Raw genomic sequence first — 15,276 nt, 5'->3', positions numbered from 1 at the left:
TCCATCTCAGACATCGGCCGCCCCGATTCGGGCACCCTCGGCGATCGCCAGCAGCTCGGCATCGGACAACGTGCCCGGTGGGGTGTCGTCGCGCAGGTCGACGATGACCCCATCGAGCAAGAAGATGTAGCCGCGGGTCGGCGAGGTCTCGTCGTAGCGGAGCGCAGGCACACCGTTGACCTCGGCGTCGACCACGCTGCCATACCGATACAGGGTCATGGCGCCTGCGACCTCGGGGTTGGCGTAGATCGTCACCTCGCCGTCGGCGATGGGGTAGCGGGTGACGAAACCGTCGTCGAAGACCGGGATGGGCACCGAAGCAAGGACATCCCATCCGGCCCGGTCGAGCTCGAGATCGCTGCCGTCGATCGTGACCTGGCCGACCAGTGCGATCACATCGTCGAGATCGATGTCGGGATCGCTGGATCCGAGGTGGACGTACTCGCCGGCTGGTCCGAGGAAGGTCGCTTCGCGTCGGCGACGGGGCTCGTCGACGCTGTCGAGTTGCACCCACGCCCCGTCGTCGAGTTGGCGGTCCTGTCGAGGAACCTGGGCGCCGGCATCGAAGAACACCTCCACCAAGGCAACCGGGTCGTCGTCGCCGGCCGGCCCGAGGAGGTGCATCACGCCGCGTACCGGATCGATCGGGAGCTCGTCGATGGTCGGCTCGATGTCGGCGACGACGTCGGCGTCGGACACCACGGCGCGAAGTGGTGCGGTCTGCTCGTTGGCCTCCGATCCGCACGCAGCGACGACCGAACCACCGATCGCCACAGCGACCGCCAGGCGCCTCCACTGCGCCGACAACAGTGCGGTCACGAATCCGGTGCGTTCTCGGGATAGGCCGGGTACCCCGGGTAGGGCTTCCACTCAGCGCCTTGGTGTTCGAGGCGCCAACGATCCTCGTCGCGAACCTCGAGGTCGGGCGAGAGCGGCACGCCGTGGGTGTTCATGTGCGGCTGCGTCGGGCTGCGCGAGTCTTCGTAGACCATCGTGCCCGACCCATCGAGCACCCGTCTGGTCGAGATCGGCGCGCCCGACCCGAGTTCGAGTCGGCACAGCCCCAGGTCGGCAGCGGTGGCCGCCCAGCCGGCCGGACTGAGCAGCTTGAGCGGCGTGGCGCCTCCCTTCGCAATCGTCCACCCCATCATCCCCGCGTTGGCCGCGACCGCAGCACCACCGACCACCGACGGATCGGGCCGGGAAGGAATCAGCGAGATCGCCTGAATCGCCGTGCACGCCACGTTCTCGGGCATGAACGCAATCCCGCCTCCCTCGTTGTGCGGGTCTGCTCGCACCACGGCGTCGTGATCGGCGCCGACGGACGTGGCGGGTGGAATGGGCTGGCCGAGCCAATCGGTGTCGACTCCGGTGGTCGGCACCCGTGACCGGTATGGCGGGTGGAGCACGGCCACGGGTTGGACGAGCAGGGCGAGTTCCTCGATCTCGTCGAGGACGAGTCGTCCGGCCAGCACCTGGTCGCTCACCGAGCCGGGTTCGACCTGGATGACGGCGAACCGCTCGTCGGCGCCCAGCAGATCCCAGTAGTCGGCCACGAAATCCGGATCGAGCGTGTCGAGGACGACTGCGGTGACGGTGGCGGCGCTCCAGGCGTGGGAGCCGCCGGGCGCGAACACAGGGGGTTCGGGCACCCCATCGGGGAAGACCAGCGTTTCGATGAACCGCCGGCGGTCGTCGCCGGCACCGGGTCCGATTTCGTTGGCGAGGCGACGATCGAGATCGTCCAATGTGGCGTCGAGTCGGCTCATCAGATGCTCGACGCTGCGAACCGATCGTCCGGAGTCGGCGGCCTCGATCAGGTCGGCTTTCAGCTCGAGGATGACGGCCGTCGAATCGAGCTCGTGGATGACTTCCACCGAGCGCAACTGCGCCGCACTGGTCAGGTCGTGCGCTGCGACGCTCGACGCGATGCGGTCACACAACGCGCGGACGTTCTCGACGTGCTCAACCGCCGCTCGCAGTCGCTTCGCCACCCAACGGGCCTGGCCGGGGTCGGCGCCGACGAAACCGGTCGCGTCACCCACGGGTGACCCACGGCTCGGGTTTGGACGGTGGCGTCGGCATCGGCCCCGGGTGGCTGGCGCCGTCGTCGCCGTCGGCGAACCGCTCGTAGCGTGCGGCCCAGTTGCTGCGGGCGTTCAGGTAGTTGTCGTAGGCGAGGTTGTACTGATCGCAGACGGTCGCTCGGGCATCGAGTTCGATGGCCAGTGCGGCGCAGTCGTCCGCCAGCGACCGGGCGTTGAAGACCGACGAATCGAAGGCCCACTCGACCGACTCGCGGACGCGGCCACCGATCAGGCCGGTGTCATGGCGATACAACCTGCAGATCCGTTCGGCATCTTCGGCGTCAGCGATCGCCGAACGGGCGTCGTTTGCCGCCTGTCGGAACTGATCTGCCGTCGCCACCGGTACACCCCTTCGGTCTGCTCGAAACGATATCTCGACGGCGACGAGTCGTGCGGGCGTCGACGATGTCAGACGGTGACGTCGAGGCGGGCGACGCCGCGGAGCACCACGCGCGGCTCGAATTCGGGCTCGGCGGCGAGTGCCAGATTCGGGAACCGGCGGATGATGCGCGGGATGGCGATCTGGCCCTCCAGTCGGGCCAGCGCGGCGCCGAGGCAGAAGTGCGGACCGCCACCGAAGGGTCTGCTGCACGGTTCGGTGACAGGTTGGGTTTGTTGGGCAGCGGGTGCTTCGGGGGGTCTCCTCACCCCAACCGAATACGCTGACAAGTGGCGCCACGACCACGGACAGCCGAATCTGCCAGAACCCCGTGTCCAAGAAACCGGTGCAACATCACGCAGTCACCAACACCGAATTCGATCACAGATCAGCCTGGCAGGACACTAGGTTCTGACCGATGTCACCGGCATCACCCCCGCCGTCGGCGCGCTATCTCGCCGCGTTGCGCGAGTCGGCCGAGTCGATGCTCGGTGAGCCAGTCCGCCCCGGGACGATGGTCGTGGTCGACCGCGATCGAGCCGGAACCGGCACGGCGACGTGCTATCCGACGCCCGGCGCGTCGATCGTCTGGTGCGACGCCGACGTCGCAGAGCGGCTCTCCTCGGTCGCGTCGTCGAGCCCGCTGTCGGCAGCGGAGTTCGTCGCAGCGGCCGAGCGCCTCGGAGCCCAGCTCGTCGGGTACGGCCACAATCGCGTGCTCGACGCCGCGCCGCGCCGACCGGACGCCGACGCAGACGAACTCGTCGTCCGCCACGTCACCGGTGACAAGGCGATCGACAAGGCGATCGACGAGGCGATCGACGAGGGGATCGGCGGGAACGTTGGCGCCATCGAGCCGATCGGCGAGGAGGTGATCTCGATGCTGGCTGCGCTGATCGCCGACTGCGACCCCGACGACGTCGACGAGGCCGACCTCGACCTTGACCAACTCGATCCGGCGATCACGTTGCTCGTCGCGTCTGACGGCACGATCGCCGCGTACGCCAGCGGTCGGCCTCAAGAACTCGACCCGCTCCTCGACGACGTCGCCGTGCTCACTCATCCCGAGTGGCGGGGCCGGCGGCTCGGAGCGTTGGCCGTGTACGAGTTCGTCCGTCGGCGTCAGTCCGAAGGACGTCGCCTGCTCTATCGGTGCAACGTCGACAACCTGGCGTCGAACCGTGTCGCCGAGACGCTCGGCTTCACGCTCTCCACCACCATCGGCGCCGTCTCGTTCCCGACCGAGTGAGTGCTGGGCAGTCGAGGCGTCGTTCCAGCCGTCACCGATGAGATCCGGTGCGGACGGTTCCCACCGATGCTCATCGCAGCGGAGTGTCAGCCGAGGTAGCTGGGGCGGGCGGCTTCGTAGGCGTCGATGGCGTCCGCGCTGGCGAGGGTGATGCCGATGTCGTCGAGGCCGTTGAGGAACCGATGCTGGGTCGCGTCGGCCATCGGGAAGTCGGCGACGAGACCGGCGGCGGGCACCTCGACGGTTCGGCGTTCGACGTCGACGACGATCGCCGTCTGCGGGTCGGCTTCGATGGCCGCCCAGATCGCCTCGACGACGTCTTCGGGCACCGTCACCGGCACGAGGCCATTCTTGGTGCAGTTGTTGTAGAAGATGTCGGAGTAGCTCGGTGCGATGACCGCGTCGAAGCCGTACTGCTGGATCGCCCACACCGCGTGCTCGCGTGACGACCCGACACCGAACGCGGCGCCGGCGACGAGGATGTTGGCACCTGCATACCGTTCGTCGTTGAGGACGAACCCGGGCTCGTCGCGCCACGCCGAGAACAACCCCTTCTCGAAGCCGGTCCGCTCCACCTGCTTGAGCCACACCGCCGGGATGATCTGGTCGGTGTCGACGTCGCTGCGCTTGAGCGGCACCCCCGTTCCGTTGATGATCTGCACGGCCTTCATGACGTCACCCCTTCCAGGTCGGCAGGTGTACAGAACGTGCCCTTCACCGCGGTGGCGGCGGCGACCGCGGGGGAGACGAGGTGGGTGCGCCCGCCGGGGCCCTGGCGCCCTTCGAAGTTGCGGTTCGACGTGCTCGCCGCCCGCTCGCGCGGCGCGAGCTTGTCGGGGTTCATCGCCAGACACATCGAGCAGCCGGGTTCGCGCCAGTCGGCGCCTGCCGCGATGAAGATCTGATCGAGGCCTTCGGCGACGGCCTGATCCTTCACCCGGTGACTGCCGGGGACGATCATCACGCGCGGCACCGTGACCGTGCGCCCCTCGAGCACCGCGGCCGCGGCGCGCAGATCTTCGATGCGGCTGTTGGTGCACGAGCCGATGAACACGGTGTCGACGGCGACGTCGCTCATGGAGGTTCCGGGCTCGAGGCCCATGTACTCGAGTGCGCGCTGCACGGTTTCGCGAGTCGTCGGGTTGTCGAAGCTCGCCGGGTCGGGGATCGGCGTGTCGATCGACGACACCTGGCCCGGGTTGGTGCCCCACGTGACGTGCGGTGCGATCGTCGAGGCGTCGAGGACCACCTCTTTGTCCCAGGCGGCGCCTTCGTCGGTGAACAGCGTCGACCAGTCGGCCACGGCGGCGTCCCAGTCGGCGCCCTTCGGAGCGTGGTCGCGGCCCTGCAGGTAGTCGAAGGTGACCTGATCGGGTGCGATCAGCCCGGCCTTCGCCCCCGCCTCGATCGACATGTTGCACACCGTCATGCGGCCTTCCATCGACAGCGACGTGATCGCCGAGCCGCGGTACTCGATCACGTGGCCGATGCCGCCGGAGGTGCCGATCTCGCCGAGGATCGCGAGGATCACGTCCTTTGCGGTGACGCCGGGCTGTAGTTCGCCGTCGACGGTGACCGACATCCACTTGGGGCGTTCCTGAGGCAGCGTCTGGGTGGCGAGGACGTGCTCGACCTCGCTCGTGCCGATGCCGAACGCAATCGCTCCGAACGCGCCGTGCGTCGCCGTGTGTGAGTCGCCACACACGATGGTCATGCCGGGCATCGTGCGGCCCTGCTCGGGGCCGATGACGTGGACGATGCCCTGGTCGGGGTCGCCCATCGGGAAGTTGGTGATGCCGAACTCGGCGGTGTTGGCGCGCAAGGTGTCGACCTGCTTGGCGGAGATCGGATCGGCGATCGGCTGATCGATGTCGGCGGTCGGCACGTTGTGGTCTTCGGTCGCGATCGTCAACTCCGGCCGGCGGACCTTGCGTCCGGAGAGCCGAAGGCCATCGAACGCCTGTGGGCTCGTGACCTCGTGGACGAGGTGGAGGTCGATGTAGAGCAGGTCCGGTTCGCCCGGCGCGCTGCGCACCAGGTGGCGCTCCCACACCTTCTCGGGAAGTGTCTTGGCCGTGCTGCTCATTGGGTCCTCACTCGTTCCGTTGCGTCGTCTCAAATAATGGGATACTATTCCCTGGATATGGACATCGTAACCGGCGTCGGGGTTCTCGACAAGGCGATGACGGTGATGCGCTCGGTCGGTCGTGGGCCGCGCTCGCTCGCCGATCTCCAAGCCGACACCGGATTGCCCCGCGCGACCGCGCATCGGCTCGCGATGGCCCTGGAAGGACACGGTGTGTTGCGCCGCGACCTGGAGGGTCGCTTCGAGCTCGGCTACGCACTCGTCGCGCTGGGGCAGGCGGCGCAGTCGCGCTTCTCGCTGGTCGACACGGCCCGCCCGATCCTGGCCGAACTGCGCGACGAGACGGGTGAGAGTGTGCAGCTGTTCGTCAAGGAGGGGGAGCAGCGTCGGTGCCTGCTGTCGCTCGAGACGCCGCACGGGCTGCGGTGGATCGTTCCCGAGGGCGCGCTTTTCCCGCTCGACGCAGGATCGGCCGGCCGCGTGTTGACCGGTTCCGCGACCCGCATGGGCTGGATGCAGAGCGTCGGTGAACGCGAGTCCGGCGTGGCGTCGGTGAGCGCGCCGGTCACGAACGGCTCGGGCGTCGTGGCAGCGGTGTCGGTGAGCGGCCCGATCGAACGTCTCTCGAAACAGCCCGGCAAACGCTTCGGTGTTGCGGTCGTCGTCGCAGCGAACCGACTCGCTGATGCCCTGGACTGACCGGATGCGCGGCGTATCGGTTTGTGTCTGGAGGTCGCGCGGATAGGTGACCATCCACCGGTCGGTGGGTTGGCTCGGTTTTCATACCGAGTGCGACCCAACTAACCGACCGGGGAGGTCACCCATATGATGCGCGCGCTCGATTCTGAAGTCCACGATGCGGTGTTCGAAACGATCCGAGGCTTGCTCCCGGACCGGCCCGAACATCCGTTGGGTTGTCATCGGCCCCGTATCGACGACCTGGTTTGTTTGCGGGGTCTGTTGATTCGTCTCGTGACGGGCGCATCGTGGGAGACCGTCGAGTTCTTGATGGGCTACACCGTGTCCGACACCACCCTGCGGTCCCGTCGCGACGAGTGGATCGACGCCGGGGTGTTCGATCAACTGCTCGAGCAAGCACTGGCCGCGTACGACCGAATCATCGGTCTGGACCCGACCCATGTCACCATCGACGGCAGCGAACACTTTGCCCCGTGCGGGGGTGAAGGAACCGCTGCAGGCCCGAAAACCCACGGTCGTCTGGGCTGGAAGTGGTGCGCCGGCGTCGACGCCGACGGCATCCCGATCGGCTGGGTCATCGACGGCGCAAACCGCCAGGACTACCGACTGTTGCAACCCACCCTCAACGCGATCACCGCACATCCCGTCACCGCACGGATCGGCACCCTGCACCTCGACCGAGGATTCGGCTACAAATCACTCCCCGACAGACTCGCCGACTACACGATCGGCGACGTGAACGTGATCCCACGAAACCAGCCAGGTCAGGGCCGCATCCAACTCGTCGGATTCGGGCGCCGCTGGGTCGCTGAACGCACCCACTCCTGGTTCACCAACTACGGCCAAATCCAACGCAACACCGACCGCCGAGCAACACACCGCCACGCCGCCCTCTGCCTCGCAACCGTGTTCCTCATCACCGCACGACTCATCGACCACCGCAACACCAACTACCGCCCTATCCGCTGACGCTCCTGACACAAACCGATACGGGTCAGGGGCGGGCGGCGGCGACGTCGGCTGCTGCGCCGGCGGCGAGCGCGGTCAGGTCGGACGTGACCGTGACCATCCGGAACCCTTCGCTCAGGCGCTTGCTGCCGAGGCCCGGCACGGCGTGGATGCCGGCGACGATGCCGCGGGCCTCGCACGCCGCACGGACCGTTGCAAGCGCGTCGACGAAGCGCGGATCGGCGTGGTCGCTGCGCGGCGGCAGGCCCAGGGTCAGGCTCAGGTCGGCCGGGCCGACGTAGGCGGCATCGATGCCGGGCACGTCGAGGATGTCGTCGAGGTTGCCGAGTGCCTCGGCGGTCTCGATCATCGGGATGCAGGCGATCTCGTCGTTGGCGCGTTCGGCGTAGTCGGCCCCGAACAGGCGCCGAGCCCGGATCGGACCGAAACTGCGCGCGCCGTCGGGTGCATAGCGGCATGCTGCGACCGCACGTCGCGCGTCGTCTGCGGTGTTGACCATCGGCACGATCACGCCCATCGCTCCCGCGTCGAGCACCTTGCCGATGATGCCCGGTTCGTTCCAGGGCACGCGGCACACGAGCGTCGCCTCGGCCGCCTGCAGCGACTGGAACACGCGGACCGCGCCTGCATAGTCGACGACACCGTGCTGGAGGTCGACGGCGATGTAGTCGACGTCGAGGTCGCTCAACGCCTCGGCGTTCATCGGTGCGTCGCTCGACAGCCACGCACCGATCGCGGGGCGCCCTGCGTCCCACGCCTGTCGCAACCGCGGGCGTGCGCTCTTGGTCATGCCGTCGGATCCTGACCGGTCTGGCGCAGGTAGGTCAGCGAATCCCACGTGTCGAGGCGGCGCACCACGGCGCCGTGCTCGACGCTGATCCACATCACGCCGGGAATGTCGATGCGCACGTCGTCCGCGTCGGCGCCGAAGCGGTAGCGGACGATCACCTCGACGCGTTCCGAGCCGTCGGCGTGGGGGCCGACGAGCGCTCCGACGGCGGTCTCGGTCACTTCGTATCGACGATTCGGGAACGTCGCGAAGAAGCCGGGAAGGCGACGCCGGTACTCGTCCTGGCCGACGCAGCCGCTGCCGAGTTCGGCGTGGTGCTCGTTGCGGAAGTCGACCGAGACGAGATCGGCGACCGCGTCCGGATCGTCACCTCCGAGGGCGCGCAGATAGGCGAGAGCCACCTCGATCGCCGGGTCGCTCACGGCGTCAGCCCCAGACTTCCCGGACCTTTTCGTACACACCCTGATCGAAGGAAAACTCGACGAGGTTGCCGTCGGGGTCCTCGAGAAAGCAGATGTAGCCGATCGGGTCCGGCATCTGGCGCGCCGGCATCGCCAGGCAGCCGGCGGCTGCGCCGCGCGCCGCGATCTCGTCGACGTCGGCCTTGTTCGGCAGCTCGATGCCGAAGTGGTTGAACGGCGCCATCTTGGCCAGCGGTGTCGGCGCGAACGGGTCGCGTCCTTCGAAGAACTGTGCGAGCACGAGCACGAAGGGGAACTCGCCGGCGTCGGAGTGGCCGAGCCACGCGCCGTAGCCGTCCTCGTCCTCGCGCTTGTCGAGCAGTTCGAGCGTCGTGAACTCCTGGTACCAGGCGATCGTGGCGTCGATGTCGGAGACGCGCAGCGCGATGTGGGTCCAGCGCGCCGTGGTGGGGCGAAGGCTGTGCGTCGCCGACGCGGAGTCGTCGATGGCGGTCATGTCACTCACCGGTCCAGCCGTCGGGGATCGTCGGGTTCTCGCCGGCCTTGCCCCACAGGACGAACGTGTTGCCCCACGGGTCCTTGAACGCCGAGTTGAACCCGTTGAACTCGGCCCAGTAGTGATCGCGCCACAGGACTTCGCCGCCTCGTGCGTTCGCTTCGCCGAGGATGCGATCCATCGAGTCGTCGTCGCTCACGAGGATCCAGACGCGCGTGGCTCGGCCATCGGTGGCGAGGTGGCGGGGCTCGACGCCGTCGGGATCGGGATGGGGTCGGGCGTTGGCGGCGTTGTGGATGCCCATGTGCAGGTTGCCGGTGGGTCCGGAGGTGCCGTCATCGAGTTGGAAGCTGTCGCCGGGCACGATGCGGTGGAAGACCCCCGCTGGTCTGGGCTCGACCTCCCACCCGAACACGGCGGCGTAGAATTCGGCGCTCGCTTCCGGGTCGCTGGAGGGGAAATCGACGAAGATCAAGGTGTTCGGGTAGGCCATGGGCATACCGTAGCAAAGGTCTGATGGTCAGACCAGTAGCACCCTGTCGGGCCGGTCATCCAGTCGGTATGGCGACAGGGGGTACAGTTTGTCGATGGTCTGACCAACGGGCCGCCGGACCAAAGCGAGTGACCTCTGGGATGACCTCTGGAATGACCACCGACAGCATCACGACCGAGAGCCCCGCCTTCGCGCCGATGACCCGCGAGACGTTGAGCTCGCAGATCCGCGACCAATTACTCGAACGCATCACGTCGGGCGGGCTCGAGCCAGGCGCCAAGGTGCCGTCCGAGCGCGACCTGTCCGAGCAGTTCGGCGTCGCTCGCACGTCGGTGCGCGAGGCGATGCAGGGGCTCATCTCGCTGGGAGTCATCGTGCGGCGCGGCAATCGTTCCTACGTCGCCGAGCGCCTGCCCGATGTCTCCTTCGACGCGGTCGACGACCGCAAGGAGTTCGTCCGTCAACTGTTCGAGACCCGTCGTCTGCTGGAAGTGCCGATCATCGAACTCGCGACGCAACGGGCGACCGACGAACAACGTTGTGAGATCAGCACGATCGCGGCTCGATTCTCCGTCGACATGAGCCTGGAGACGTTCCGCGAGCTCGATCGTGCGTTCCACACCGCCATCTCGTCGGCGTGCGGCAACCCGCTGCTCGTCGAGGTGTACGGCAAGGTCATGGCCCGGCTGTTCCGTTCGGAAGGCATCGATTCGATGCTGTCCGACGATGCGAACCGCAGCGAGGTCGGCGTGATCGTGAGCGAAGCCGCTCGCCAGCACGCTGCGCTCGCCAGCGCGGTTGCCTGTGGTGACGTCGAGGCGGCCGCGCGTGAGGGTGTGGCGCACCTGCAAGCCGTCGAGCGCAGCCTCATCGACCGACTCGTCTGACCCCGTCGGCTCGATTCGAGCCGGACGTGTGGCGCGATCGCGCCGGGTGCGTTATGGTCTGACCATCAGACCGAACGAAGGGCTCACCACATGATCACCGGGATGAACCACGCGGTGTTGTACGTGCGCGATGCGCGCCGGCAACAGGCGTTCTACGAAGAGGTGCTCGGCTTCGAGACGATCGTCGCCGATCCGGCCGGCGGGTACGTGTTCATGCGGGCCCCCGGCTCGTCCAACCACCACGATCTGGCGTGCTTCACGATCGGTCCCGACGCCGGGCCGAGCACCGCCGGTCGTGCCCAGGTCGGGCTGTACCACCTCGCCTGGGAGGTGTCGACGCTGGAAGACCTCGAAGCGCATCGCGTCCGTCTGCAAGCAGCCGGAGCGCTGCACGGCATGTCGGATCACGGTGTCAACAAGAGCTTGTACGCCAAGGATCCGGACGGGATCGAGTTCGAGGTGATGTGGCTGACTCCGCCCCACCTCTGGGGCGACGAAGAACACCAGGCGATCATCAGAAGCCTGGACATCGCGAGCGACATGGCGCGCTACGGGGGCGACCTCGTGTCCACGACGCACGCTGCACCGGCGACCGGCACGAATTCGGAGGATTCGCAATGAAGCTCGATGAGCTGACCAACCAGTACTGCTACTTCTTCGAAGAGGACGCCTTCGAGGAGACGACTCGGGACGGGTTCCGTCGACGTGTGATCACCGGCGACCGCTTGCAGCTCTGTTTCTGGCGCATCGCCGGCGGGGCCACCGGCTCGTACATGCATCAGCACGACGCGCACGAACAGCTCGGCATCATCATGCGTGGTTCGCTCGACTTCCGAATCGGGGACGTCGCCGACGACACCCGCCAGGTCCTTCGCGCCGGCGAGATCTATCTCGCGCCGACCGGCATCTGGCACGGCGACTCGATCTTCGTCGGCGACGACGAGTACGACGAATGCTGGATCCTCGACGTCTTCTCGCCCCCGCGTGACGACCTGCGCGATGCGCAGGCCGAGCCCGAGGTCATCCGTCTTTCCGGAGAACTCTCTGGAGACGAGTCATGAGCGCGGACTGGCGCCTCGCCGTCGACATCGGCGGCACGTTCACCGATGTCGTCCTGCTCGACGCGGCGACCGGCGACGTCGTCGTCGACAAGACGCTGACGACGCCGTCCAACCCGCTCGACGGCGTGCGAACGGGTGTCGGCCAACTCCTCGCCCGAGCCGGCGTACGCCCCGCCGACGTCACGGCGCCGATCGTGCACGCGACGACGCTGATCACCAACGCGCTCATCGAAGGCAAGACGGGTCGCGCCGGCCTCGTGACGACCGCCGGATTCGGCGACACCTTGCTGATCCGCGACGAGCACCGCTACGACATGTACGACCTGCAGATCGAGTTCCCGGCCCCGCCGATCCCTCGTGACCGCACGATCGAGATCGTCGAGCGCACGAGCGCCGCCGGTGCGGTGCTCGCGGCGCCGAGCGACGACGCGATGGCCGCGGTCGTCGAGCAGTTGCGGGCGCTCGAGGTCGAGTCCGTCGGCATCTGCCTGCTGAACTCCTACGTCGACGCGACCAACGAGCGAACACTGGCCGCCTACATCGAGCGGGAGTTGGGCGTGCCGGTGTGCATCTCGGCCGACGTCTCACCGCAGATCCGCGAGTATCCACGCATGGTCACCACGGCCTGCAACGCGGCGACGATGCCGGTCATCGGCCCGTACCTCGACGAACTGCAGAAGTGGCTGTCGGGCGAAGGGTTCGGCGGCTCGGTACTGATGATGCTCTCCAACGGGGGTGTCGTGTCGGCCGACGACGCGGCGCGAGTGCCGATCCGTCTGGTCGAGAGCGGCCCGGCGGCCGGTGCGCTGGCGGGCAAGTGGTTCGCGGAGCGACTCGGTGAAGACCGTCTGTTGTGTTTCGACATGGGCGGCACCACGGCGAAGGCGTGTCTGATCGACGAGGGTGAACCCGAGCTCACCAACGTGTTCGAAGTGGCGCGCGCCTACCGGTTCAAGAAGGGCTCCGGATTCCCGGTGTCGGTGCCGTCGGTCGACCTCGTCGAGATCGGCGCCGGCGGCGGGTCGCTCGCCTGGACCGACCAGTTCGGTCTGCTCAAGGTCGGGCCAGAGTCGGCAGGGGCAGAACCGGGCCCGGCCTCCTATGGGCGAGGTGGCACGGTGCCAGCCGTCACCGACGCCGACGTCGTGCTCGGCATGCTCGACCCGGCCGCGTTCCTCGGCGGCGACATGCCGCTCGACGCCGACGCAGCGACGGACGCCGCGGCCGGCCTCGGTGAGCGGCTCGGCCTCGACGCGATGGCGGTCGCCGCCGGTATCCACGAGATCGTCAATCAGAACATGGCGGCGGCGGCGCGCATGCACGCCGTCGAGCAGGGCGTCGATCTGCGCGGCGTGTCGTTGCTCGCGTTCGGTGGAGCCGGACCCGTGCACGCCTGCGGTGTCGCCGAGTTGCTCGAATCCGATCGGGTGATCTTCCCGGTCAATGCGAGCGTGCTGTCGGCGTTCGGCACCCTGGTGTCGCCGGTGCGTATCGACCTCGCTCGGTCGATGCCGCGCCGTCTCGACGCGATCGATCCGGCCGAACGCGACGCGTTGCTCGACGACTTGCGCGACGAGGGCCGCCGCGTCCTCGCCGCAGCCGGCAGCAGCGCGGAGGCCGTCCGGTTCCGCTACGGCCTCGACGCTCGCTACGCCGGGCAGGGCAACGAGGTGACGGTGTGGATCGGCGAAGGCGACGACTTCCCGGCCGACGACGCGGCGGTGCTCGACGCGTTCGAAACCGAGTACCGGCGGATCTTCGGCCTCACGATTCCCGACGTCGCGATCGAGATCGTGACGTGGCGCCTCGCCGTGTCGGCCGACGGTGATCCCGTCGAGCCCGAACCCGTGGCAACCGGCTCGGGCGCCACGCCGATGGGTCGGCGCCCGATCGTGTTCGGCCGAGGGCTCGAACCGATCGACACGCCGGTGTACCGACGCGCCGACCTCGGCTCGGGAGCGAGCTTCGAGGGCCCGGCCGTGGTCGAAGAACGAGAGACCACCGCAGTGATCCGTCCGGGCTGGTCGGTCATCGTCGGCCCGGATGGCAGCCTGATCGCAACACGAGGAGCACGTTCATGAGCACGTTCGACCCGATCGAACTCGAGATCTGTTGGCAGAGCCTGATCGCGACCGTCAACGAACAGGCCAAGGCGCTGCAGCGCTCCGCGTTCAGCCCCATCGTGCGAGAAGCAGGCGACCTCGCCAACGCGGTGTTCGATCGCCGCGGCCGCATGGTCGCACAGGCGGTCACCGGCACGCCCGGTCACATCAACAGCCTGGCGATGGCGGTCGCCAACATCCTCGAGGAGTATCCGATCGACTCGCTCGTCGAAGGTGATGTCATCATCACCAACGACCCGTACAAGACCGCCGGGCAGTTGCTCGACGTCACCGTGCTCGTTCCGGTGTGGAAGGGCGGTCGGCTGATCGCACTGTTCGGGTCGACGATCCACCACACCGACGTCGGCGGGTACGGCATCGGGGCGGGTGGCCGCGACGTGTTCGAAGAAGGGCTGTGGATCCCGATCTGCAAGCTGATGAAGTCGGGTGAGCGCAACGACGACGTCTGGAAGTTCATCCTGTCGAACGTGCGCCAGCCTGATCACATGGCGGGCGACCTGCACGCGCAGATGGCCTCCGGTCAGATCGGCGCCCAACGGCTCCTCGCCCTGTGTGAGCGCCACGACCTCGACGACATCGAAGGGCTCGCCGACGAGATCATCGAGCGCTCGGAAGCCGCCACGCGTGCGGGCATCCGCGAGTTGCCCGCCGGCCGGTACGAGTCGTCAGCACTGCTCGACCTCGCCGACGGCAGCGAGATCGAGATCAAGTGCGCGCTGATCGTCGACAGCGACAGCGGCACGATCACCGTCGACTACACCGGGTCGGCCGACGCCAGCCGGTGGGGGATCAACGTCGTGCGGAACTACACCCACGCCTACACGACCTTCACCGTCCGCTCGGTGCTGAGCCCCGACATCCCGAACAACCACGGCAGCCTCGCGCCGATCGAGATGATCGCTCCCGAAGGCTCGATCGTCAACGCCGTGTCGCCCCAGCCGTGCACCGCTCGCCACGTCGTCGGGATGTTCCTGCCCAACGCACTGCTCAAGGCGCTCGCCCAGGTCCGTCCCGAAGGAGCGATGGCCGAGGGGTCGGGCGCCGTGTGGACGATGCAGGTCAGTGGCAATCACGACGACGGCAGCCCGTTCATCACGGCGATGTTCACCTACGCCGGCGGTGTCGGCGGACGGGCCACCAAGCCCGGTCTCGATGCGTGTTCGTATCCGACCGGCGTGGCAGCGGTCCCGATCGAGGTGGTCGAGGCGTCGGCGCCGATCCGTTTCACGACCAAGGCGTTGCGGCCCGGATCGGGCGGCGCCGGTGCCAACACCGGCGGGCTCGGCCAGACGATCGAGTTCGAGGTCGACACGACCCGCGAGTGGCAGCTCAACGCCGTCACCAGTCGACTCGCCGAGGCGCCGCAAGGGATATTCGGCGGCGAGCCGGGTGCGTCGGGTGCGTTCAGCGTGAACGGCGAAGCGGTGCGTACGCAGGAACGCATCACCTTGCAGCCGGGCGACAGCGTCCGCCTCGATCTTCCCGGTGGCGGCGGCTACGGCGCCGCGAACTGATTTGCCGCCATCTGACGCATA

General features: G+C 67.8%; 18 protein-coding genes. 8 read left to right on the top strand and 10 right to left on the bottom strand.

Annotated features, from left to right (window positions below):
* Positions 1-6: 6 nt before the first annotated feature.
* The 4 genes from ACE37B_RS16890 to ACE37B_RS16875 all read right to left on the bottom strand — a co-directional run bounded on the left by ACE37B_RS16890 (position 7) and on the right by ACE37B_RS16875 (position 2,735).
* Positions 7-819, bottom strand: a complete 813-nt coding sequence (locus ACE37B_RS16890; protein WP_409924504.1) for a hypothetical protein — start codon at positions 817-819, stop codon at positions 7-9.
* On the bottom strand, positions 816-2,045 hold the full coding sequence (locus ACE37B_RS16885; RefSeq protein ID WP_409924503.1) for a hypothetical protein: 1,230 nt from the start codon (positions 2,043-2,045) through the stop codon (positions 816-818). Before ACE37B_RS16885 ends, ACE37B_RS16890 begins: the two co-directional genes overlap by 4 nt.
* On the bottom strand, positions 2,038-2,427 hold the full coding sequence (locus ACE37B_RS16880) for a hypothetical protein (protein WP_409924502.1): 390 nt from the start codon (positions 2,425-2,427) through the stop codon (positions 2,038-2,040). The genes ACE37B_RS16885 and ACE37B_RS16880 overlap by 8 nt, the downstream gene beginning before the upstream one ends.
* A 68-nt stretch (positions 2,428-2,495) precedes the next feature.
* Positions 2,496-2,735 (bottom strand): cytochrome P450, encoded by a 240-nt coding sequence (locus tag ACE37B_RS16875; protein ID WP_409924501.1) that lies wholly within the window; start codon positions 2,733-2,735, stop codon positions 2,496-2,498.
* A 149-nt stretch (positions 2,736-2,884) separates the two neighbouring features.
* On the opposite strand from ACE37B_RS16875, the gene ACE37B_RS16870 reads away from it, so the two are divergent.
* A complete protein-coding gene (locus ACE37B_RS16870; RefSeq protein ID WP_409924500.1) occupies positions 2,885-3,715 on the top strand; it encodes a GNAT family N-acetyltransferase in 831 nt (276 codons plus the stop codon).
* 86 nt (positions 3,716-3,801) lie between these two features.
* Here the strand turns inward: ACE37B_RS16870 and leuD are convergent, their stop codons facing one another.
* Both leuD and leuC read right to left on the bottom strand, forming a co-directional pair.
* Positions 3,802-4,386, bottom strand: coding sequence for a 3-isopropylmalate dehydratase small subunit (gene leuD / locus ACE37B_RS16865; RefSeq protein ID WP_409924499.1), 585 nt, complete (start codon positions 4,384-4,386; stop codon positions 3,802-3,804).
* Entirely contained in the window at positions 4,383-5,801 is a 1,419-nt protein-coding gene (leuC, locus tag ACE37B_RS16860) for a 3-isopropylmalate dehydratase large subunit (RefSeq protein ID WP_409924498.1), read from the bottom strand. Before leuC ends, leuD begins: the two co-directional genes overlap by 4 nt.
* Positions 5,802-5,858: 57 nt before the next feature.
* On the opposite strand from leuC, the gene ACE37B_RS16855 reads away from it, so the two are divergent.
* Complete coding sequence (locus ACE37B_RS16855; RefSeq protein ID WP_409924497.1) at positions 5,859-6,500, top strand: IclR family transcriptional regulator; 642 nt, start codon at positions 5,859-5,861, stop codon at positions 6,498-6,500.
* Between the two features lie 126 nt (positions 6,501-6,626).
* Positions 6,627-7,469 (top strand): IS5 family transposase, encoded by an 843-nt coding sequence (locus ACE37B_RS16850; protein ID WP_409921328.1) that lies wholly within the window; start codon positions 6,627-6,629, stop codon positions 7,467-7,469.
* A 25-nt stretch (positions 7,470-7,494) separates the two neighbouring features.
* Here ACE37B_RS16850 and ACE37B_RS16845 read toward each other — a convergent pair whose 3' ends face one another.
* The 4 genes from ACE37B_RS16845 to ACE37B_RS16830 are packed head-to-tail and all read right to left on the bottom strand — an operon-like array spanning position 7,495 to position 9,670.
* The gene (locus ACE37B_RS16845) at positions 7,495-8,259 is read right to left on the bottom strand and encodes an HpcH/HpaI aldolase family protein (RefSeq protein WP_409924496.1); all 765 of its coding nucleotides are present in this window, start codon (positions 8,257-8,259) and stop codon (positions 7,495-7,497) included.
* Positions 8,256-8,681 (bottom strand): nuclear transport factor 2 family protein, encoded by a 426-nt coding sequence (locus ACE37B_RS16840; RefSeq protein WP_409924495.1) that lies wholly within the window; start codon positions 8,679-8,681, stop codon positions 8,256-8,258. The genes ACE37B_RS16845 and ACE37B_RS16840 overlap by 4 nt, the downstream gene beginning before the upstream one ends.
* Before the next feature lie 4 nt (positions 8,682-8,685).
* Positions 8,686-9,177, bottom strand: a complete 492-nt coding sequence (locus tag ACE37B_RS16835; RefSeq protein ID WP_409924494.1) for a VOC family protein — start codon at positions 9,175-9,177, stop codon at positions 8,686-8,688.
* A 1-nt stretch (position 9,178) separates the two neighbouring features.
* Positions 9,179-9,670, bottom strand: a complete 492-nt coding sequence (locus ACE37B_RS16830) for a VOC family protein (RefSeq protein WP_409924493.1) — start codon at positions 9,668-9,670, stop codon at positions 9,179-9,181.
* Positions 9,671-9,822: 152 nt separating this feature from the next.
* Between ACE37B_RS16830 and ACE37B_RS16825 the strand changes: the two genes are divergently transcribed.
* The 5 genes from ACE37B_RS16825 (at position 9,823) to ACE37B_RS16805 (ending at position 15,255) form a co-directional block, all read left to right on the top strand.
* The gene (locus ACE37B_RS16825) at positions 9,823-10,557 is read left to right on the top strand and encodes a FadR/GntR family transcriptional regulator (RefSeq protein ID WP_409924492.1); all 735 of its coding nucleotides are present in this window, start codon (positions 9,823-9,825) and stop codon (positions 10,555-10,557) included.
* A gap of 102 nt (positions 10,558-10,659) precedes the next feature.
* Entirely contained in the window at positions 10,660-11,178 is a 519-nt protein-coding gene (locus ACE37B_RS16820; protein WP_409924491.1) for a VOC family protein, read from the top strand.
* Positions 11,175-11,618 (top strand): cupin domain-containing protein, encoded by a 444-nt coding sequence (locus tag ACE37B_RS16815; protein ID WP_409924490.1) that lies wholly within the window; start codon positions 11,175-11,177, stop codon positions 11,616-11,618. Before ACE37B_RS16820 ends, ACE37B_RS16815 begins: the two co-directional genes overlap by 4 nt.
* Complete coding sequence (locus tag ACE37B_RS16810) at positions 11,615-13,699, top strand: hydantoinase/oxoprolinase family protein (RefSeq protein ID WP_409924489.1); 2,085 nt, start codon at positions 11,615-11,617, stop codon at positions 13,697-13,699. Before ACE37B_RS16815 ends, ACE37B_RS16810 begins: the two co-directional genes overlap by 4 nt.
* Complete coding sequence (locus ACE37B_RS16805; protein ID WP_409924488.1) at positions 13,696-15,255, top strand: hydantoinase B/oxoprolinase family protein; 1,560 nt, start codon at positions 13,696-13,698, stop codon at positions 15,253-15,255. Before ACE37B_RS16810 ends, ACE37B_RS16805 begins: the two co-directional genes overlap by 4 nt.
* The last annotated feature ends 21 nt before the right edge of the window (positions 15,256-15,276 follow it).

The organism is Ilumatobacter sp. (genome assembly GCF_046290335.1).
GTDB lineage: Bacteria > Actinomycetota > Acidimicrobiia > Acidimicrobiales > Ilumatobacteraceae > Ilumatobacter_A.
The sequence above is the reverse complement of the archived record's forward strand: the minus strand, read 5'-3'. Positions and strand labels throughout refer to the sequence as shown.